Source organism: Mesorhizobium sp. BH1-1-4 (assembly GCF_020165665.1).
Lineage (GTDB): Bacteria > Pseudomonadota > Alphaproteobacteria > Rhizobiales > Rhizobiaceae > Mesorhizobium.
This window is the reverse complement of the sequence record NZ_JAIUIN010000009.1, coordinates 113,054-133,503: the sequence shown is the minus strand read 5'-3', so window position 1 is coordinate 133,503 and position 20,450 is coordinate 113,054. Positions and strand designations below refer to the sequence as shown.

Here is a 20,450-nt window from a genome sequence, read left to right as displayed (position 1 = left end):
GACGTACTTCGGTTCAATAGGGCGTTATTCTCCCGGCTGCGGGCTGTGCGACCACAAGCGTGGTGTCGCGGCGCGCCAGCCCCTGCACCAGCGGCCGAATCGGTCGACATAGATGTAGATGACCGGCGTCGTGTAGAGGGTCAGAATCTGGCTGAGGATCAGGCCGCCGACAATGGCGATGCCCAGTGGCTGGCGCAGCTCGGCGCCTTCGCCAAGGCCGATCGCCAGCGGCACGGCGCCGAACAGTGCCGCCATGGTCGTCATCATGATCGGTCGGAAGCGCAGCAGGCACGCCTGGTAAATGGCCTCATGCGCCGGCTTGCCGTCGTTGCGCTCGGCGGCCAGCGCGAAGTCGATCATCATGATGGCGTTCTTCTTGACGATGCCGATCAGGAGGATGATGCCGATCAACGCCATGATCGAGAACTCGATGTTGAACAGGGTCAGCGCCAGCAAGGCGCCGACGCCGGCCGAGGGCAAGGTCGAGAGAATAGTCAGCGGATGCGCGTAGCTTTCGTAGAGGATGCCGAGCACGACATAGACGGCAATCAGCGCGGCGAGGATCAGCAGCGGCTGATCGGAGAGCGAATCCTGGAAGACGCGCGCCGTGCCCTGGAAACTGCCGTGGATGCTGGCCGGCATGCCGATGCGGTCGGCGGCCGCATTGATCGCCGCCACGCCTTCGCTGAGCGCCACTCCGGGTGCTAGGTTGAAGGACAGTGTGGTGGCGACGAACAGGCCCTGGTGGTTGACCGACAGCGGCGTGCTGCCTGGTCCGTAATGCGCGACGGCCGACAGCGGCACCATGGTCTCGGCTCCGGTGCTGACAGCTGAACCGGTCGAAGCCGCGGCCCTGCCGGTGCTGGTGATGGAATTGTTGGCCTGGTTGCGCGCGGCGTCGGCGGCGATCGACTGGGCGTTGGTGGACTTGCCGGGTGCGACGAAGGTGCCGGCAACCGCGTTGCTCGACTGCGATCCGCCGACCGATCCGCCGGACGTGCTGACATAGACTTTTTTCAGCGCGTCCGGGGTCTGCCAGTATTGCGGCGCCACCTCCATGATGACGTGGTACTGGTTGCGCTGGACATAGATGGTGGACACCTGGCGCTGGCCGAACGCGTCGTAGAGCGTGTTGTCGATCTGGCTTGCCGAAATGCCGAGGCGCGTTGCCGTATCGCGATCGATGGTGACGTCGGCCTCCAGACCCTTGTTCTGCTGGTCGCTGTTGACGTCGGTGAGCTTGGGTTCGGTCTGCAACGCCGCCGCGAGTTTCGGCGCCCACTGCGCCAGTTCGTCGAAACTGTCGCCCTGCAGGGCGTACTGGTATTGCGCGTTCGACTGGCGGCCACCGACGCGTATATCCTGCACCGCCTGCAGGAAAAGCGTGGCGCCCGGCACCACTGCCAGTTCGGGCCGCAGCCTGGCGATGACCTGGTCGGCGGAGATCTTGCGCTCGACCAGCGGCTTCAGCGAGACGAACATGTAGCCGGAATTGGTCTGGCCGCCGCCGGTGACGCCGACCGCGGTGTCGACTGCCGGGTCCTTGCTGACGATGTCGGCGAACTGGGTGAGCTTCCGCGACATCGACTGGAAGGAGGTTGCCTGGTCGGCCTGGATCGAGCCGGTCAGCCTTCCCGTATCCTGCTGCGGGAAGAAGCCTTTCGGGATGGTGGCATAGAGGTAGCCATTGAGACAGAGCGTTGCCACCAGAACCGCCATGACCAGCAGCGGATTGTCGAGTGCCCAGGACAGCGACCGGCGATAGAAGCCCAGCATGGCCTCGAAGATACGCTCGCTGAAGCGGTAGAGCCGGCCGTGTTCGCGTTCACCATCGGGGCGCAGCAGGATCGAGCACATCATCGGCGTGGTGGTCAGCGATATGGCGAGCGAGACCAGGATCGCCGCCGACAGGGTGACCGCGAATTCGCGAAACAGCCGGCCGACGATGCCGCCCATGAGCAGGATCGGGATGAAGACGGCGATCAGCGACAGGCTCATCGACAGCACGGTGAAGCCGACCTCCCGGGAGCCCTTGATCGCCGCCTCCATGCGACCCATGCCGGCAGCGGTGTGGCGGGCGATGTTTTCGAGCACCACGATGGCGTCGTCGACGACGAAGCCGGTTGCCACCGTCATCGCCATCAGCGACAGATTGTCGATGCTGAAGCCGAGCACATACATGGCGCCCAGCGTGCCCACCAGCGACACCGGCACGGCCACGATCGGCACCAGCGCCGAGCGCACATCGCGCAGGAAGGCAAAGACGACGAGGATCACCAGGCCGATGGCAATCATCAACGTCCGCGCGACCTCGCTCAGCGAAGCGCGGATCGTGGTCGAGCGGTCGAGCGCCACCGACAGGTCGATGGCCGGCGAGATCGAGGCCCGCAGCGTTGGCAGCAGTGCCTTCACCCGGTCCACGGTCTCGATGATGTTGGCGTTGGGCGAGCGGTTGAGGATGATCAGCACGCCTGGCTTGCCGTTGGCAAGACCGGCATTGCGGATGTTCTCGACGGAATCGTTGACCTGGCCGACATCGGAAAGCCTCACCGGTGCGCCTTTCCGGTAGGCGACGATCAGGGAGCGATAGGCGTCGGCCTGGTTGGCCTGGTCGTTGGCGTAGATCTGATAACGCTGGTCGCCGACGTCGATCGCGCCCTTCGGACTATGGGCGTTGGCCGAGGCGAGAGCGGCGCGCACGTCCTCCAGCCCGATGCCGTAGTCGTAGAGCACCTGCGGGTTGAGCTCGACGCGCACCGCCGGCAGCGAACTGCCGCCCACCGACACTTCGCCGACACCGTCGATCTGCGAGAGTTTCTGCGCCAGAACGGTGCTGGCGGCATCGAAGAGCTGGCCCTTGGACAGCGTGTCCGACGTCATCGACAGGACGAGGATCGGAGCGTCGGCGGGATTGACCTTGCGATAAGTCGGGTTGGAGCGCAGGCTGGACGGCAGATCCGCGCGGGCGGCGTTGATCGCTGCCTGGACGTCACGCGCGGCACCGTCAATGTCGCGGTCCAATCCGAACTGCAAGGTGATGCGCGCGCTGCCGACGCTGCTCGACGAGGTCATCTCGTTGACATCGGCGATCTCGCCGAGATGCCGCTCGAGCGGGCTGGCGACGGTGTTGGCCACCACTTGCGGGCTGGCGCCCGGCAGCGAGGCGGTCACCGAGATGACGGGGTAGTCGACGGCCGGCAGCGGCGCCACCGGCAATTGCGGGTAAGCCACCAGTCCCGCCGCCAGCAGGCCGAAGGTCAGCAAGGTCGTCGCCACCGGCCGCCGGATGAAGGGAACCGACAGGTTCATGGCGAGGCGTCCGCGCCGTGAGGGCGAGGCAGGTTGGGCTCGATGCCTTGCATGCGGGCGGCAATGCGGTCGAACCAGAGATAGATCACCGGCGTGGTGAACAGGGTCAGCAACTGGCTGAGCAGCAGGCCGCCGACGATGGAGACGCCCAGGGGGTGACGCAGTTCCGAGCCGACGCCGGTGCCCAGCATCAAAGGCAGCGCGCCGAGCATCGCCGCCAAGGTCGTCATCAGGATCGGGCGGAAGCGCAGCAGGCAGGCCTGGTAGATGGCCTCGCGCGGCGCCTTGCCTTCGTTGCGCTGCGCGTCGAGCGCGAAGTCGATCATCATGATGGCGTTCTTCTTGACCACGCCGATCAACAGGATGATGCCGATGATCGAGATGATGGTCAGGTCCTGGCCGGCGATCATCAATGCCAGCAGCGCGCCGATGCCGGCCGAAGGCAGTGTCGACAGGATGGTGATCGGGTGGATGAAGCTCTCATAGAGCACACCGAGAACGATATAAACGGTCACCACCGCCGCCAGGATCAGGAACAAAGTGTTGTCGAGCGAGGCCTGGAAGGCGCGTGCCGCGCCCTGGAAGCTGGTGATGATGCCAAGCGGCATGCCGATGTCGGCCTGCGCCTTTTCGATCGCCGTGACCGCCTCGCCGAGCGACGCGCCGGGCGCCAGGTTGAACGAGACGGTGGTGGCGGGGAACTGCCCCAGATGGGTGATCTGCAGCGGCGTGGTGGCGACATGGGTGGTTGCCACCACCGACAGCGGCACCGGCGCGCCGCCGGTCGACGAGGGCAGATAGACGGAGGACAGCGCCTTGAGCGAATCCTGTGCGGACGGGGCAGCTTCGAGAATGACGCGGTGCTGGCTCGACGTGGTGTAGATGGTCGAGACCATGCGCTGGCCGAAAGCATCGTAGAGCGCGTTGTCGACGGTTGCCGGCGTGATGCCGAAGCGCGCGGCCTGGTCGCGGTCGATGTCGACGAAGACGGCAAGGCCGCTGTTCGACAGGTCGCTGGCGACATCGGCGAGCTGCGGCAGCGTGTTCAGCCTGGTGAGCAGCTTCGGCGTCCATTCCCCCAGCTCATCGGCATTGGCATCCTGGAGCACGAACTGGTACTGGGTGCGGCTGATCTGGCCGTCGATGGTGAGGTCCTGGACCGGCTGCAGGTAAAGCGTGACGCCGGCCACGGCGCCGGCTTCCTGCTTCAGGCGTTCGATGACATCGGTAATGCCGGCAGTGCGCTCCTCGTGCGGCTTGAGGTTGATCAGGATGCGGCCGACATTGAGCGTGGTGTTGGTGCCGTCGACACCGATGAAGGACGACAGTGAGTCGACATCAGGGTCCTTCAGGATGATGGCGGCCAGTTGCTGCTGGCGGTCGGCCATCGCGGAGAAGGATATAGACTGCGGCGCTTCCGTGATGGCCTGGATGACGCCGGTGTCCTGCACCGGGAAGAAGCCCTTGGGGATGACCACGTAAAGGACAGCGGTCAGCACCAGCGTCGCCGCCGCGACCAGAAGCATCAGCGTCTGGCGGTCGAGCACCCAGGTCAGCGCCCGGCCATAGCCGCGGATCACCCAGTCGAAGAATTCGCGGCTGGCGCGTTGCAGGGCGTTCTCGCGCACCGCCTCGAGCGGTTTGAGCAGCTTGGCGCAGGCCATCGGCACCAAGGTCAGCGACACCACGGCGGAGATCAGGATGGTGGTGGCGAGCGTGATGGAGAATTCGCGGAACAGCCGGCCGACGACATCGCCCATGAACAGAAGCGGGATCAGCACCGCGATCAGCGAGACCGTCAGCGAGATGATGGTGAAGCCGATCTGCTGCGAACCCTTCAGCGCCGCCTGCAACGGCGTCGCCCCTTCCTCGACATAGCGGGCGACGTTCTCGATGACGACGATGGCGTCGTCGACGACGAAGCCGGTGGCGATGGTCAGCGCCATCAGCGACAGATTGTCGAGGCTGAAACCGAACAGGTACATCACGCCCAGCGTGCCGACCAGCGACAGCGGCACCGAGAGGCTGGGGATGAGGGTCGCGCGGGCGCTGCGCAGGAAGACGAAGATGACCAGCACGACCAGCATGATGGCAAGCGTCAGCTCATACTCGACGTCGCGCACCGAAGCGCGGATGGTCGTGGTGCGGTCGGTCAGCACCTTCACGTCGACGGCGTTCGGCAGCGAGGCCTGGAGCTGCGGCAGCAGCGCCTTGATACTGTCCACCACCTCGATGACGTTGGCGCCGGGCTGGCGCTGGATGTTGAGGATGATGGCCGGCGTGCCGTTCATCCAGGCGGCGAGCCGGTTGTTCTCGGTGGCGTCGACCACATCGGCGACATCGCTCAGTCGAACCGGGGCGCCGTTTCTGTAGGCGACGATCAGAGAGCGGTATTCGTCGGCGCTCTTCAGCTGGTCGTTGGCGTTGATGGTGTAGGCCCGCGAGGGCCCGTCGAAATTGCCCTTGGGCGTGTTGACGTTGGCGCTGCCCAAAGTGGTGCGCAGGTCATCGAGGTTGAGGCCGTAGGCGGCGAGCTTGCGCGGGTCGGCCTGGACGCGCACGGCCGGCCGCTGGCCGCCCGACAGGCTGACGAGGCCGACGCCCGGCAGCTGCGATATCTTCTGCGCCAGCCTGGTGTCGGCAAGCTGCTGCACGTCGCGCAGCGGCATCGTCGCCGAGGTCAGGCCAAGCGTCAGCACCGGCGCGTCGGCTGGATTGACCTTGGCATAGATCGGCGGCGCCGGCAGGTCGGCCGGCAAGAGATTGCCGGCGGCGTTGATGGCGGCCTGCACCTCCTGCTCGGCGACATCGAGGGAGATCGCCAGGCTGAACTGCAGCGTGATGACCGAGGAGCCGGCCGAACTCACCGAGTTCATCTGGTTGAGGTTGGCGATCTGGCCGAGCTGGACCTCCAGCGGCGCGGTGACCGACGAGGTCATCACATCGGGGCTGGCGCCGGGATAGAAGGTCTGCACCTGGATGGTCGGATAGTCGACTTCGGGCAGGGCCGAGACCGGCAGATAGCGGTAGGCCAACAGGCCGGACAGCATGATCGCGACCATGAACAGCGACGTCGCCACCGGCCGCAGGATAAAGGCGCGCGATGGGCTCATTGCTGCTGCCCGGACTCCGGCTGTCCTGCTTGTGCATGGCGATGCTTGTGGCCCTGATGCTTGCGTGCCGTGCCGTCCGGCGCTTGTGCGTCGGTCGTCTGCCCATCTGGCGTCTGCCCGTCCGATGAGGCGGATGCCGGTAGGGTCTGGGCGGGTGTCTGTTCCGGTTCAGGAGCCTGGCTAGTAGGGTTTGGCGCTGTCGCCGGGGCCGGCGCCTGGCCGTCCTGCTGAAGGTTGACATGGGCGCCATCGCGGAGCTTGTCGGCGCCATCGACGACGACGCGGTCGCCGGGGTTCAGGCCGGCGAGGATCTCCACGCGCTCGCCATTGGTGACGCCAAGCGTGACCTTGCGCACGGCCACCGTGCTGTCGGGGTTGACCAGATAGACGAAGGTGCCGGGCAGGCCGCGCTGGATCGCGGCGATCGGCGCGATCGCCACGTCCTTATGCTCATCGACGAGCAGCGCGACGTTGACGAACTGGTTGGGATAGAGGAGGCGCTGATCGTTGCCGAAGCCCGCCCGCAGCTTGATGGTGCCGGTGCTCGGGTCGATCTGGCTGTCGAAGGTCTCGAGCTGGCCGTCGGCAAGCTTCTTGGCGCCCGCGCGGTCGAAGGCCGTGGTGGGCAGAGTGGCGCCTTGCTGCATGCGTTGCGCGATCGCCGGCAATTCATCCTCCGGCACGGTGAACAGCACGCTGATCGGTTGCACCTGCGTGATGATGACGATGCCGTTGGCATCGCCAGGTGTCACATAATTGCCCTCGTCGACCTGGCGCAGGCCGGCCCGTCCGTCGACCGGAGCCAGGATGCGGCAATAGTCGAGATTGAGGGTGGCGGTCTGTATCATCGCCTGGTCGACCTGGACGGAGCCCTGGTCTTGGGCGACAAGGGCGACCTGCGCGTCGAGAGTCTGCGGTGTCGCGGTGCCCTCAGCCACCAGTTTCTGATCGCGAACGAGGTCGAGCTGGGCATCTTTCAACATGGCCTGGTCGCGTACCAACTGGCCCTGGGCCTGGGCGAGTGCCGCCTGGAAGGGGCGGGGATCGATCTGGGCCAACAGGTCACCCTTCTTGACGTCCTGGCCCTCCTTGAAATTGACCTGCACAAGCGGGCCGGTGACCTGCGACTTGACGGTGACGGTGGAGAGGGAGGTAACCGTGCCGAGGGCATTGAGGGTGACGTCTATCGTACCCTTTTCGATGGCGGCGGCACCGATCGTCGTCGGCTGCGCGCCGCGCCTGCCGCCGGGCTGCCTGGCCTCGACATGCGGACGCTGATAGAGGTAGGCGCCAGTGGCGGCGACAATGGCAATGAAGATCAGCCAGGGAATCCAGCCACGCGAACGGCGTGGCGTGACGGTCGTCTGCAGGGGCATTTCCAGTTGCTGGTCCATGGCGGCATCTTTCACCCCCATCAACCAATATGGCCGAAACCCGGCCAAGTCGAATTAACTGTTGGACAGGTTGGACCCCCGGCCAGCGGCCGGTTCAGGCCGGCCCAACGGAGGTCATGTCGCCTTCACTCAGCGGCCTGAACCCGATGGGCCGCGATGATCGCGCGAATCTCGGATCGGCAGGAGCCGCAATTGGTGCCTGCCTTCAGCGTGGCGCCGATGGCTTCGACGCTGGTGCAGCCGGCTGCCGCGGCAGCGGTGATCTGGTTCACCCCGACATTGAAACAGGAGCAGACGGTCGCGCCGGCATCGGGCCGTTCGGCACCGGCACGGCCGGCGACGATCCTGAAGCGCTGACGCTGGCTGGCATGGATCTCGGCGAGTTGCTCGGCCGCCCAGCGGCGTGACACCGCGACCGGACCGGGTGCGATGAACAGGGCGCCCGCCAGATGCTCGCCTTCGAAGGCGGCAATGCGGTGCTGGCCGGCCTCGCTGTCGTGATAGGCGAGAATTTCGGCATCCGCGGCATCGAAGAGCGAGTTCGCCAAGGCTGTCCAGTCGACATCGTCACGGGCAAAGGCAAGCTCGACCCGCCAGCCGCCCCGGCATCTGGCTATCGCCCAATAGTCGGCGGCCATCGTCGCGGGCCTTTTGCGTGTCACGGCAAAGCCGAAGGCCCCGGCGGTGAATTTCTCGATGCGGGCCGCGACGTGTTTCAGGGCCGGCTGGCCCGACACCGGGTCGGTGAGCGATGCCGTGAGCGTGTCGAGCCGGCCCCTAGCGGCGAACTGGTCGGTCCAGTGCATCGGCGCGAACAGGCTACCCTGCCGCTGGCGCGTGGTCACCAGCGCGCGGACCAGCACCTCGCCGCGCGGAGTGGAGACACGTGCGATGTCGGCGTCGCCGATGCCGTGGCGTTGCGCATCCTCGGGGTGGATCTCGACGAAGGGCTCGGCGATGTGCTGCGACAGGCGCGGGCTTTTGCCGGTGCGCGTCATGGTGTGCCAGTGGTCGCGGATGCGGCCGGTGTTGAGGACGAGTGGGAAGTCGGGGGTGGTGCGGGTGTCGACGGTCGGGCGCAGGGCGACGAAGCGGGCCTTGCGGTCGGGCGTGTAGAAGTTGCCGTTGGCGAAGAAGCGTGTGGGCTGGTGCCCGGTCGACGCGATTTCGTCTGGCCAAGGTCCAGTGTAAGCGCCTCCCTCGACGTGAAGTCGAGCTTGAGCGCCCCCCTCTGTCCTGCCGGACCGGGCCCTACGCTGTCGCTCCGGGCGTTCGTCGTTCGGAAAGCCAAGCAATTGGCTTCCCGTCCGCTGCGCGGACCACTCCTCACCCCCCTCAAGGGGGGAGATTGGCGGCTTCAGCGCTGGCACTTTTTCTTCAACGGTGAAAATTGGCGAAGGCCGAGATGACAGCTTATCTCCCCCCTTGAGGGGGAGATGGCCGGCAGGCCAGAGGGGGGCGCCTGGGCTCGGCGCTGGCCATTGGAATGGTTCTAGTGCTGCGTAGTCGACAGCATCGACGGCGCCATACGCACCAATATCAAAATCGCGCGCGCCGTCATTCTCGAACCCCGACAGCGCGGCGTGCTCGGCAAAAATCTCGGCTGGCGTCGCATGCGCGAACGCCTCGCCAAAGCCCATGCGGCGCGCCACCTCGGCAAGGATCCACCAGTCGGGCCGCGCCTCGCCAGGTGTCGGCAAAAACGCGCGCTGGCGGGAGATGCGGCGCTCGGAATTGGTGACGGTGCCGTCCTTCTCTCCCCAGGCCGCCGCCGGCAGCCGGACATGGGCATGGCGGACCGTATCGGTCTCGGCCAGCACGTCCGACACCACGACGAAGGGACAGGCCTTGATCGCCGCTTCGACGGCATCGGCGTCCGGCATCGAATCGACCGGGTTGGTGGCCATGATCCACAGCGCCTTTATGCGTCCATCGGCCACCGCCCCGAACATGTCGACGGCTTTCAGCCCAAGCCGTCGCGCAATCGTTGGCGCGTCCCAGAAACGCTCGACCCGCTCGCGATGCCTAGGGTTTTCGATCTCCATATGGGCGGCGAGCATATTGGCCATGCCGCCGACCTCGCGGCCGCCCATGGCATTGGGCTGGCCGGTCACCGAGAACGGTCCGGCGCCCGGTTTTCCGATACGGCCGGTGGCGAGATGGCAGTTGATGATGGCGTTGACCTTGTCGGTGCCGGACGACGACTGGTTGACGCCCTGGCTGTAGACGGTCACGGTTTGCGCGGTCGCGGCAAACAGGCTGTAGAAGCGGACAAGCTTGTCTTCACTCAGGCCCGTGGCCGCGGCAACGCCTGCAAGATCGAGCGCCGAGGCGGCGAACAGCGCCTGTCCAAAGCCGGTGGTGTGCGCCGTGATATAGGCACGGTCGAGCGCGTTGTGCTGGCCGAGCCAGGCAAGCAGGCCGGTGAAGAGGGCAACATCGCCATCCGGCGCGATCGCCAGGTGCATGTCGGCTATCTCAGATGTCATGGTGCGGCGCGGGTCGACCAGCACCACCTTCATCTCGGGGCGCTTTTCCCGGGCAGCGGCGATGCGCTGGTAGAGCACGGGGTGGCACCAGGCGAGGTTGGAACCGACCAGCACGATCAGGTCGGCCAGTTCCAGATCCTCATAGGTCCCCGGCACCGTGTCGGAGCCGAACGCGCGGCGGTGGCCGGCAACCGACGAGGCCATGCAGAGCCGCGAATTGGTGTCGATGTTGGCCGAGCCGATGAAACCCTTCATCAGCTTGTTGGCGAGGTAGTAATCCTCGGTCAGCAATTGGCCGGAGACATAGAAAGCAACCGCTTCCGGCCCATGCTCGGCGATGGTTTGCGAGAAGGTCGAGGCGACGAGGTCGAGCGCCTCGTTCCAGCCGGCGCGGCGGTCGTGGATTTCAGGATGCAGCAGCCTGCCGTCGAGATCGATGGTCTCGGCCAATGCCGAACCCTTGGAGCAGAGCCGACCGAAATTCGCCGGATGGCCGGGATCGCCGCGCACGGACACTTGTCCGTCCGCGGCGATCTTCGCCAGCACGCCGCAGCCCACCCCGCAATAGGGGCAGGTGGTCCTCACCTCGCGCGTTTCGATGATTTCCATGTCAGGCCGCGCGGCTGGCCAGCGCTTCCAGCGCGAGGAACAGACGCTCGCCTTCCCGCTTCACCGGAATCGTGCGCACCGTGCCCTCGTCGGCGCCGAGCGCCTTGCCCGTCTCCAGCGAGATCACCCAATTGTGCAAGGGACACGTCACCGCCGTGCCATGGACGATGCCCTGGCTCAACGGTCCGCCCTTGTGCGGACAATGGTCGTCAATGGCGAAGACCGCGTCGTCCGCCGTGCGGAAGACGGCGATCTTGCCTTGCGGGGTGGCGACACAGCGCGCGCCACGGCGCGGGATGTCGGAGAGGGTGCCGATGGAGATCCAATTCATGGGGGTCACTCCGCCGCCTGCGCAAACCCGACCGAAGCCATCGGCCGGAACTCGTGCTTGTCCTTGCCCGACACGCGCTCGGACCAGGGATCGACCTGGGCGAATTTTTGGGAAAAGATGAAGCGGTCGTAATAGGCTTCGCGCTTGTCCGCATCGTCCATGATCTGGCGCTTGATCTCGGCTATGCCGATGCGCTTGGCCCATTTGTAGATGCGCTCGAGATAGCGGCCCTGCTCGCGGTACATCTGCGTCAGCGCCACGATGTGCTCCAGCGCCTCGTCCTCGGTCCTGACCTGGCCCAGCACCTCCGTGCCTTTGATGTCGAGGCCGGCGGCACCGGCGAAATGGATTTCGTAGCCACTGTCGACGCAGATGACGCCGACATCCTTGCATGTCGCCTCGGCGCAGTTTCTCGGGCAGCCCGACACCGCCATCTTGACCTTGGCCGGCGTCCAGGAGCCCCACATGAATTTCTCGATGCGGATGCCGAGACCGGTCGAATCCTGCGTGCCGAAGCGGCACCAGTCGGAGCCGACGCAGGTCTTCACCGTGCGCAGGCCCTTGGCATAGGCATGGCCGGAGACGAAGCCGGCCTGGCCGAGATCGGCCCACACCGCCGGCAAATCCTCCTTGCGGATGCCCAGCATGTCGATGCGCTGGCCGCCGGTGACCTTGACCATCGGGATCTCGAACTTGTCGACGACGTCGGCGATGGCGCGCAGTTCGGCGGCATTGGTGACGCCGCCCCACATGCGCGGCACCACCGAATAGGTGCCGTCCTTCTGGATGTTGGCGTGAACGCGCTCGTTGATGAAGCGCGACTGGTAGTCGTCGGCATACTCGTCCGGCCAGTCGCAGACGAGATAGTAGTTGAGTGCCGGCCGGCATTTGGCGCAGCCGCAGGAGGTCTTCCACTCCAGCTCCTGCATCACCGCAGGAATGGTTTTCAGGTGCTTGGCCTTGATCAGCCTGCGCACCTCGTCGTGGCCGAACGTGGTGCAGGAACACATGGGCTGCACGGCGGCGGGGTTATAGGTGTCGCCGAGGGTCAGTACCATCAGCTTTTCGACCAGCCCGGTGCACGAGCCGCAGGACGCCGATGCCTTGGTGTGGGCGCGCACGTCGTCGAGCGAGGTCAGGCCCTTGCCCGTGATCGCTCCGGTAATCTTTCCCTTGCAGACGCCGTTGCAGCCGCAGATTTCCGCATCATCCGGCAAGGCTGCAACGGCCGCCATAGGGTCCAGCGGGGCACCTCCCTGGTAGGACTGGCCGAAGATCAACGTATCGCGCATCTCCGATATGTCGGTCTGTTTCTTCTTGAGGTCGTTGAACCAGGCGCCGTCCGCTGTCTCGCCGTAGAGCACGGTGCCGATGATGCGGTCGTCCTTGAGCACCAGGCGCTTGTAGACACCGGCCGAGGCGTCGCGTAGCACGATCTCCTGGCGGTCCTCGCCCTCGGCGAAGTCGCCCAGCGAAAACAGGTCGATGCCGGTGACCTTGAGTTTTGTGGGCGTGTCCATGTGGGCGAAGGCGGCGCTCTCGTCGCCGGCAAGTTGGTGGGCGGCGACGCGCGCCATCTCGTAAAGCGGTGCCACCAGCCCGTAGACCATGCCGCCCACTTCGGCGCATTCGCCGAGCGCATAGATGTCGGGGTCGTTGCTGCGCATGCCGGCATCGACGACGATGCCTCTGTTGACGGCGATGCCGGCCTCCTTGGCCAGAGCCGAATTCGGTCTGATACCGACCGCCATCACCACCAGCGTCGCCGGGATGATTGTGCCATCGGCGAGTTCCACCCGCTCGACCTTGCCATCGCCCGTGATTGCCTTTGTGTTGGCCTTGGTGATGACCTTGATGCCACGCTGCTCCACCGCGCGCTGCAAGAGATAGCCGGCAGCAGGATCGAGTTGGCGCTCCATCAGCGTCGGCATGACATGCAGCACGGTCACGTCCATGCCTTGCGCATTCAGCCCGGCCGCCGCCTCGAGCCCGAGCAGCCCGCCGCCGATGACCACGGCCTTGGCGCGCGACTGGGCGGCGAGCATCATCGCCTGGACGTCGTCCAGGTCGCGATAGGTCAGCACGCCGGGCAGATTGTGACCAGGTACCGGGATGATGAACGGCACCGAGCCGGTGGCGATGACGAGCTTGTCGTAGGCTTCCGTGACGCCGTGGTCGGAGGTGACGGTCTTCGCCGTCCGGTCGATGGCGACTATCTTGTGGCCCTTGTAGAGGGTGATGTCGTTGGCGATGTACCAGCCGTCGCCATGGATGATGATTTCCTCATAGGCCTTTTCGCCCGACAGCACCGGCGACAGCATGATGCGGTCGTAGTTCACGCGTGGCTCGGCGTTGAAGATGGTGACGGCGTAGCGGCCCGGCGCCTGTTCCAGCAGATGCTCCAGCATGCGCCCGGGTGCCATGCCGTTGCCGATTATGACGAGTTTTTCGGTCATGGGGTTACTCCGCGGCTTCGACGAAGCGGTGGCGTTCGTAGAGGAACTTCAGCACCGCCTCGCGGCAGCGCAGGAAGGTGCGGTCGGAGGCAAGTTCGATGCGCCGGCGCGGCCTGGCCAGCGGCACGGGCAGCACCTCGCCGATGGTCGCCGCCGGACCGTTGGTCATCATGACGATGCGGTCGGACAGCAGCACCGCCTCGTCGACGTCATGGGTGATCATGATCGTCGTCGAGCCGAGCCTGGAGTGGATGTCCATCACCGCGTCCTGCAGATGGGCGCGGGTCAGTGCGTCGAGCGCGCCGAACGGCTCGTCGAGCAGCAGGATCTTCGGCTCCATGGCGAGCGCCCGGGCAATGCCGACGCGCTGCTTCATGCCACCCGAGATTTCGGCCGGGCGCTTGTCCCTGGCATGCGCCATCTGCACGAGATCGAGATTGCGCATGATCCAGTCATGCCGCTCGGCCTTGCTCTTCGAACGGCCGAAGACTTTCGCCACCGCCAGGTTGATGTTCTCGTAGACGGTCAGCCACGGCAACAGCGAATGGTTCTGGAACACCACGGCACGTTCGGGGCCGGGGCTGTCGACCTCCTTGTCTTCCAAAAGCACGGCGCCGGCGGAAACCTTGGTCAGGCCGGCGATCAGGTTGAGCAAGGTCGACTTGCCGCAACCGGAATGGCCGATGATGGAGACGAATTCGCCCTTGTCGATGGTCAGCCTGATGTCCCTCAGCACGTCGCTGACCTGGCCGCCACGAGCGAAGGATTTGTCGATATGGTCGAGTTTGAGATAGGCGGTCATGGCGCTCTCCTCACTTTGCCGTCGTGCCGCGGGTGACGAAGGCGCCGACCGCCGCGACCAGGCGGTCGAGGCAGAAACCGGTGACGCCGATATAGGCGAGCGCGACGATGATGTCGGGCAGCCGCGACGAGTTCCATGCGTCCCAGATGAAGAAGCCGATGCCGACGCCGCCGGTCAGCATTTCGGCGGCGACGATGGCGAGCCAGGACAGGCCGATGCCGATGCGCAGGCCGGTGAAGATGTAGGGCGCCGCGGCCGGAACCATGATCTTGACGAAGAATTCGAGCTGGTTCAGCCGCAGGATGCGGGCGACGTTGCGGTAGTCCTGCGGGATGTTGCGCACACCGACGGCGGTGTTGATGATGACAGGCCAGATCGAGGTGATGAAGATCACGAACAGTGCCGACGGGTTGGAGTCGCGGAAGGCGGCGAGCGACAGCGGCAGCCAGGCGAGCGGCGGCACGGTACGCAGGATCTGGAACACCGGGTCGAGGCCGCGCATCGCCCAGACCGACTGGCCGACCAGCGCGCCGAGCGCGACGCCGACGACCGCCGCCATGCCGAAGCCGATGGCGACGCGCTGCAGCGAGATCAGCACGCGCCAGGCAAGACCGATATCCTGCGGGCCGTTGTCGAAGAATGGATGCGCGATCAGGTCATAGGCCTCGTTCCACACTTGGCTCGGCGGCGGCAGGCTTGCCGTCGGCGACGAGCAGGCGACCTGCCAGACGACAAGCAGAAGGGCGATGACGATGGCGGGCGGGACGAGAGCGCTGGCCACCTTGGTGGCGACCGCCACCGGATCGATACGGCGCCGCGCTTTGGCGGTGAAGGCGACCACCTCGGCTGGCTTGGCCGGGAATGCTTTCACCTTGGTGTCCTCGACGGCTTGGATGGACATGTCCTTGGGATACTCCGTGGCGTGCTGGTGCGGTACTGAGCGACGAACGGCGCTGGCGCCGTTTGCGTTGGGGTACAAACGGCCTGACTAAGCCGATGTCTTGATGGTCAGGCTGTCGAGATAGGCCAAGGGGTTGGCCGGATCGAAAGTCTTGCCATCGAAGAAGGTCTCGACGCCGCGCGAGGACGAGGCCGGAATGTCGCTTGCCGCGACGCCCAGTTCCTTGGCCGCCTCACGCCAGATATCCTCGCGGTTCACCTGGTCGACCAAAGCCTTGATGTCGGTGGTCGGCGCGAACTTGCCCCAGCGGATGTTTTCGGCGAGGAACCAGCTGTCGTGGCTCTTGAACGGGTAGGAGACGCCGCCCTTCCAGAACTTCATGTAGAGGTCGGTGGCGGTGGCGACCCGGCCATTGCCGTAGTTGATGTCACCCTTGAGACGGCCGATGATGTCGGCGACGGGCACATTCATCCACTGACGCTTGCCGATGATGGTGGCCATCTCGTCCTTGTTTTCCTTGGCGTCGCACCATTGCTGTGCCGCCATCACCGCCATGACGATCGCCTTGGCGGCGTTCGGGTATTTGTCGATGAAGGCGGCGCGCAGGCCGAGCGCCTTTTCCGGATGGCCCTTCCAGAGCTCGCCGGTCGTGGTGGCGGTGAAGCCGACGCCCTGGTGGACGAGCTGTTCGTTCCACGGCTCGCCGACGCAGAACACGTCCATGTTGCCGACCTTCATGTTGGCCACCATCTGCGGCGGCGGCACGACGATGGTCGAGACGTCCTTGTCGGGGTTGATGCCGCCGGCGGCCAGCCAGTAGCGCAGCCACAGATCATGCGTGCCGCCCGGGAAGGTCATGGCGGCCTTGACCTCCTTGCCTGCCGCCTTCTTTGCGGCGAAGGCATCCTTCAGCTTCGAGGCGTCGAGGCCGACGCCGGTCGCGGCGTATTCCTGGGCGACCGAAATGCCCTGGCAGTCGTAGTTGAGCCGCGCCACGATCGCCATCGGCAGCGGCTGGTTGTTCTGCGTCACCTTGCCGGTGTGCATGAGGTAAGGCATCGGCGTCAGGATGTGGGCGCCGTCGATGCCGTTGGCTTCGCCGCCGAGCATCAGATTGTCTCGTGTCGCACCCCAGGAAGCCTGCTTGAGCACCTCGACATCAGGCATGCCGAATTTTTCGAACAGGCCCTTTTCCTTGGCGATGATCAGTGGCGCGGCATCGGTCAGCGCAATGAAGCCGAGCTTGGCGCCGGTCACTTCTGGACCTTTGCCCTCGGCATGGGCGCCGGCCGGAAACAATGTCTTCGCGGCAATGAACAGTCCCGCCGTCAGCGCGCTGCTGGCCAGAAAATCACGCCGGGTGAAATCCTTGAGGGACGTGCCAGTTCCGATCCGTTTCGTCATCGTCGTCTCCGGTTGAGCGCCATCGGGAGAGGCGCGTTTGATTGTATCTGGCCAAAACAAAAAAGCTGCCGGCCAGGCCTCGCGCGTCCGTACATCCGGGATCGCGGTCGACCTGAGCGGCAGCTTTGCCTGTGGCGCCCGCCATTGGACGCCTATTCCATTGCCCGAGAAGGGCTCGTTTATTTCAACGCAGGAATCGTGCCAGTTTATCTCTGGAGCAAAACTTCAAATGAATTCAGCGGGATCGGAGGATTTCGCGGCTACCGGATCCGCCGCGAGCGGGGTCAAATATTGATCAGCTCGCTTGCGGGTCGCATAATTTTTGTGCAATGCAAAATAATGGCGCCGAAATGATCAGGCCTTGAGGGTCGATTTCTGGCTCTGAATATAGGTGTCGATCTCGTCTGGATCGAAGATCTGACCATCGAAGAACCCGTCCGGGCCGAGCATCAGGCTTGCGCCCGCCGAGCCCACCGGAGTCGCCACCTTGAGCGCGCCCTCGACCTTGGCATTGGCGCCGGGCAGCGCCACGCCAAGCGGCTTCAGCGCCGAGCGGTAAAGGTCGGGCCGATAGCAGTCGCGGGCGATGGCGAGATTCTCCGGCGTGTGCGCGACATGACCCCAGCGCACCATCTGTGTGTAGAACCACAGCGCATGGCTTTTCCAGGGAAAGTTGGCGGCCTTGTCGAACGGCAGGAAGAAGTCGTCGATGTCCAGTTCCGCCCCGCCGCCCAGCCGGAGATGGCCAGTCAAGATCGGCATCTGCACGGCCGCAGGCAAGCCAAGGAAGCCGCGCTGCGCCATCACCGCGGCCAATTCGCCGCGGTTCACCGGATCCTGGCACCACCGCGCCGAGTGATGCAGCGCGCGCAGGAGCGCCGCCAGAGCCTCGGGGGCTTGCTCGGCCCAGGCCTTGCGCGCACCGATGACCTTCTCCGGGCTGTTGCGCCAGAGCAGCGCCTTGACGGTGACGATATGGCCGGTGCCGGCCGCCACCGCGGCGCTGTTCCAGGGTTCGCCGACGCAATAACCGTCGATCCGGCCGGCGGCCAGCGCGTCGGCCATGAAGGGCGGCGGCACGATGACGATCTCGATCTGCCGCTCCGGATCGACGCCGCAGGCGGCAAGCCAATAGCGCAGTTCGTAATTGTGCCCGGAATGCGGGTGCACGACGGCAAAGCGCAGCGAGTCGCGACCGGCGGCGGCCCGCTCGCGGATGTAGGCGCCGAGGGCCGCGCCGGCGCCCGCCGGATCGAGATCGGGTAGGGCGCCATGCGCCGCCATGCCAGCCCAGACGGCGTTGGAGATGGTAACGCAGTTGCCGCCGAGCCCCAGCGAAAACGGCACGATGGTGTCGGAGGCAAGGGGCGTGAGGCCAAGATTGCAGGCGAGCGGCATCGGTCCCAGCATGTGCGCGAGGTCGAAATGGCCGATGGCGATGCGGTCGCGGATGTTGGCCCACGAGGTCTCGCGGTGCAGCTTCAGGTCGATGCCTTCGCGGGCGGCAAAGCCCAGTTCGCCGGCCGCCACCAGGACGGCGCTATCGAAAAGCGGCATGAAGCCGGCGGTGATCTGGTGCTCGGCGCCCATGCTCATTCGTCCTCCGCCGGTCCCAACAGCCCAGCGGCAGTCACCAGGCTCTGGGCGATGTCGCCGATCTTGCGATTCTGGTTCATCGCGGTCTTGCGCAGCAGCGTGTAGGCGGCCTCTTCGCTCAGGCCGCGCGACTTCATCAAGATGCCCTTGGCGCGGTCGATCACCTTGCGGCTCTCGAGTTCGCTGCGCGCCTCTTCCAGTTCACGTGCCATGCGCGAGAAAGCGTTGAAGCGGCTCACCGCCATGTCGAGGATTGGCTTGACACGCTCCTGCCGAAGGCCGTTGACGACATAGGCCGAAACGCCGGCATCGACCGCGGCCTCGATCGAGGCCTGGTCGGAGCGGTCGACGAACATGGCGATCGGCCGCTTTACCGCCCGTGACAGCTGGAACATGTTCTCCAGCATGTCGCGGTTGGGGTTTTCCAGGTCGATGACGATGACGTCGGGCTCGATCTCGGCGATGCGGCGTGCAATGCCGCTGACGTCATGGATGACGGTGACCCGCTGATGGCCCGCCTCGCGCAAGCCGGCCTCGATAACCGAGGCGCGGATGCGGTTTTCGTCGATCACCAGGACGGCGAGGGAAGTTCGGACCATGCCCGCATTATGAGCAAGGCCGCAAAATTGTGCAATGCAGCAAAGCCACCGGCCACGGTGGCTTTGCCCAACTGGTGGCGAAAACTATCTGCGCCCAACCTGGCGGCGAAAACTATCTGCCTAGCAGGAGACGCCGATCAGCCGCAGACGCGAACGTCTTCGACTACCCTGTGATGGTGGCGCCAATGCACGACCGTCTCGATGTGGCAGCGGTGATGGCGGTGGTGGCGCCGGTATTCACGGTCGTTGTCGTACTGAACGCTCTGGTCGCCATCATACTCGTTGTCGTAGCGGCGCTCATGGTGACGGCGCACAACAATCCCGGAATCGTCATCCGAGGAATATTGGTTTTCGTCGTCGGACTGGATCGTCAGACTGGCGGCCTGCGTGGGCGCAATCGCCGCCGCTGTCGCGGCAAACGCCAGCACCGAAGACAAGATCAATTTTCTCATTCCATCCTCCTGCGTGTTCAACACACATAAACTCGCGGAAGAACTGGGTGTTCCGCTCACATCCACACGCTTTGCGACACGGGAGACATCAAGGCGTTATCGGCCAGGGACTAAAAGCGGACGAAGGCGGTCAGCGGCAGGTGATCGGAGGCCACCCGCGAAAGCGGTGTGTCATGCGCTTCGACGGTCGCGATCATGCCGTGCCGGTTGGCCATGATCCGGTCGAGCGCCAGCAGCGGCAGGTTGGACGGGAAGGTGGGGACTGCCGGCGGCTGCGGGCCGAAGGTCGCGTGCAGCGTGTTCAGCGCCGAGCGGTTTCCGAGCCGCCATTCGTTCAGGTCGCCGAGCAGGAGCGTCGGCTTCTCGTCGGGACTGTTCATGATATCCAGAACGACCTGGGCCTGCTGGGAGCGGGATCGGCGCAGCAATCCCAGATGCGCCGCGATGATGCGCAACGACTGATTTCCGTCGAGATCGATCTCGGCCACCACGGCGCCGCGCGGTTCGAGACCTGGAAGTCTGATCTGATGCACGTCGCGAACGACGCCCTTTTTGAACAGCAGGACATTGCCGTGCCAGCCATGGCCTTTGCCCGTCGCGGAAATGGGCACCGGCACGAGGCCGGTTTCCAGTTCGAGACGGTGCAGGTCGAGAAGCCCGTCACGGTCGCCGAAACGATTGTCGGCCTCCTGCAGGGCGATGACGTCCGGGGCGATCTCGCGGATGACGCGGCTGGTGCGGTCGGGATCGAACCTGCGGTCGACGCCGATGCATTTGTGGACGTTGTAGGAGGCGACCAGCGTCCCGGTGACGCCGTCCTTCTTCGGCGACAAGGCGTTGGCCTTGCGCATCCGCCTGTCGCGAATGGACAGGAGCATGCTTGCCGGCAGGCTGCGACCGTTCATTCGCATAGCGCGCCCATCATCCTTGCTGTTCTCACCATGCACCTAGAAATAGAGTCTTTCGGCCGATGTTCCATGGCCGACGATACGCTA

The 20,450-nt window shown here is 65.2% G+C and carries 13 protein-coding genes; all 13 read right to left on the bottom strand.

Going from position 1 to position 20,450, the window contains the following annotated elements; translation table 11 throughout:
• Positions 1-24 precede the first annotated feature (24 nt).
• On the bottom strand, positions 25-3,309 hold the full coding sequence (locus tag LB569_RS17665; protein ID WP_224693381.1) for an efflux RND transporter permease subunit: 3,285 nt from the start codon (positions 3,307-3,309) through the stop codon (positions 25-27).
• The gene (locus LB569_RS17660; protein ID WP_224693380.1) at positions 3,306-6,422 is read right to left on the bottom strand and encodes an MdtB/MuxB family multidrug efflux RND transporter permease subunit; all 3,117 of its coding nucleotides are present in this window, start codon (positions 6,420-6,422) and stop codon (positions 3,306-3,308) included. The genes LB569_RS17665 and LB569_RS17660 overlap by 4 nt, the downstream gene beginning before the upstream one ends.
• Positions 6,419-7,816 (bottom strand): MdtA/MuxA family multidrug efflux RND transporter periplasmic adaptor subunit, encoded by a 1,398-nt coding sequence (locus LB569_RS17655; RefSeq protein ID WP_224693379.1) that lies wholly within the window; start codon positions 7,814-7,816, stop codon positions 6,419-6,421. The genes LB569_RS17660 and LB569_RS17655 overlap by 4 nt, the downstream gene beginning before the upstream one ends.
• 125 nt (positions 7,817-7,941) lie before the next feature.
• Positions 7,942-10,914: a nitrate reductase gene (locus LB569_RS17650; RefSeq protein ID WP_224693378.1), complete on the bottom strand. Its 2,973-nt coding sequence runs from the start codon at positions 10,912-10,914 to the stop codon at positions 7,942-7,944.
• Position 10,915: 1 nt separating this feature from the next.
• Positions 10,916-11,245, bottom strand: coding sequence for a nitrite reductase small subunit NirD (nirD, locus tag LB569_RS17645; RefSeq protein WP_224693376.1), 330 nt, complete (start codon positions 11,243-11,245; stop codon positions 10,916-10,918).
• Positions 11,246-11,250: 5 nt separating this feature from the next.
• A complete protein-coding gene (gene nirB, locus LB569_RS17640) occupies positions 11,251-13,701 on the bottom strand; it encodes a nitrite reductase large subunit NirB (RefSeq protein ID WP_224693373.1) in 2,451 nt (816 codons plus the stop codon).
• Between the two features lie 4 nt (positions 13,702-13,705).
• A complete protein-coding gene (locus tag LB569_RS17635) occupies positions 13,706-14,503 on the bottom strand; it encodes an ABC transporter ATP-binding protein (RefSeq protein ID WP_224693372.1) in 798 nt (265 codons plus the stop codon).
• 10 nt (positions 14,504-14,513) lie between these two features.
• Positions 14,514-15,404, bottom strand: coding sequence for a nitrate ABC transporter permease (gene ntrB, locus LB569_RS17630; RefSeq protein ID WP_224538954.1), 891 nt, complete (start codon positions 15,402-15,404; stop codon positions 14,514-14,516).
• Between the two features lie 87 nt (positions 15,405-15,491).
• Positions 15,492-16,808, bottom strand: a complete 1,317-nt coding sequence (locus LB569_RS17625; protein ID WP_224693370.1) for a CmpA/NrtA family ABC transporter substrate-binding protein — start codon at positions 16,806-16,808, stop codon at positions 15,492-15,494.
• A 354-nt stretch (positions 16,809-17,162) separates the two neighbouring features.
• A complete protein-coding gene (locus LB569_RS17620) occupies positions 17,163-18,398 on the bottom strand; it encodes a CmpA/NrtA family ABC transporter substrate-binding protein (protein WP_224693480.1) in 1,236 nt (411 codons plus the stop codon).
• A 2-nt stretch (positions 18,399-18,400) separates the two neighbouring features.
• Positions 18,401-19,003 carry an ANTAR domain-containing response regulator gene (locus tag LB569_RS17615; RefSeq protein WP_224693369.1) on the bottom strand — a complete coding sequence of 201 codons (603 nt, stop codon included), beginning with the start codon at positions 19,001-19,003 and terminating at the stop codon, positions 18,401-18,403.
• A 137-nt stretch (positions 19,004-19,140) separates the two neighbouring features.
• Positions 19,141-19,455 carry a hypothetical protein gene (locus LB569_RS17610; protein WP_224693368.1) on the bottom strand — a complete coding sequence of 105 codons (315 nt, stop codon included), beginning with the start codon at positions 19,453-19,455 and terminating at the stop codon, positions 19,141-19,143.
• A 110-nt stretch (positions 19,456-19,565) separates the two neighbouring features.
• The gene (locus LB569_RS17605) at positions 19,566-20,366 is read right to left on the bottom strand and encodes an endonuclease/exonuclease/phosphatase family protein (protein ID WP_140704601.1); all 801 of its coding nucleotides are present in this window, start codon (positions 20,364-20,366) and stop codon (positions 19,566-19,568) included.
• Positions 20,367-20,450: the final 84 nt, after the last annotated feature.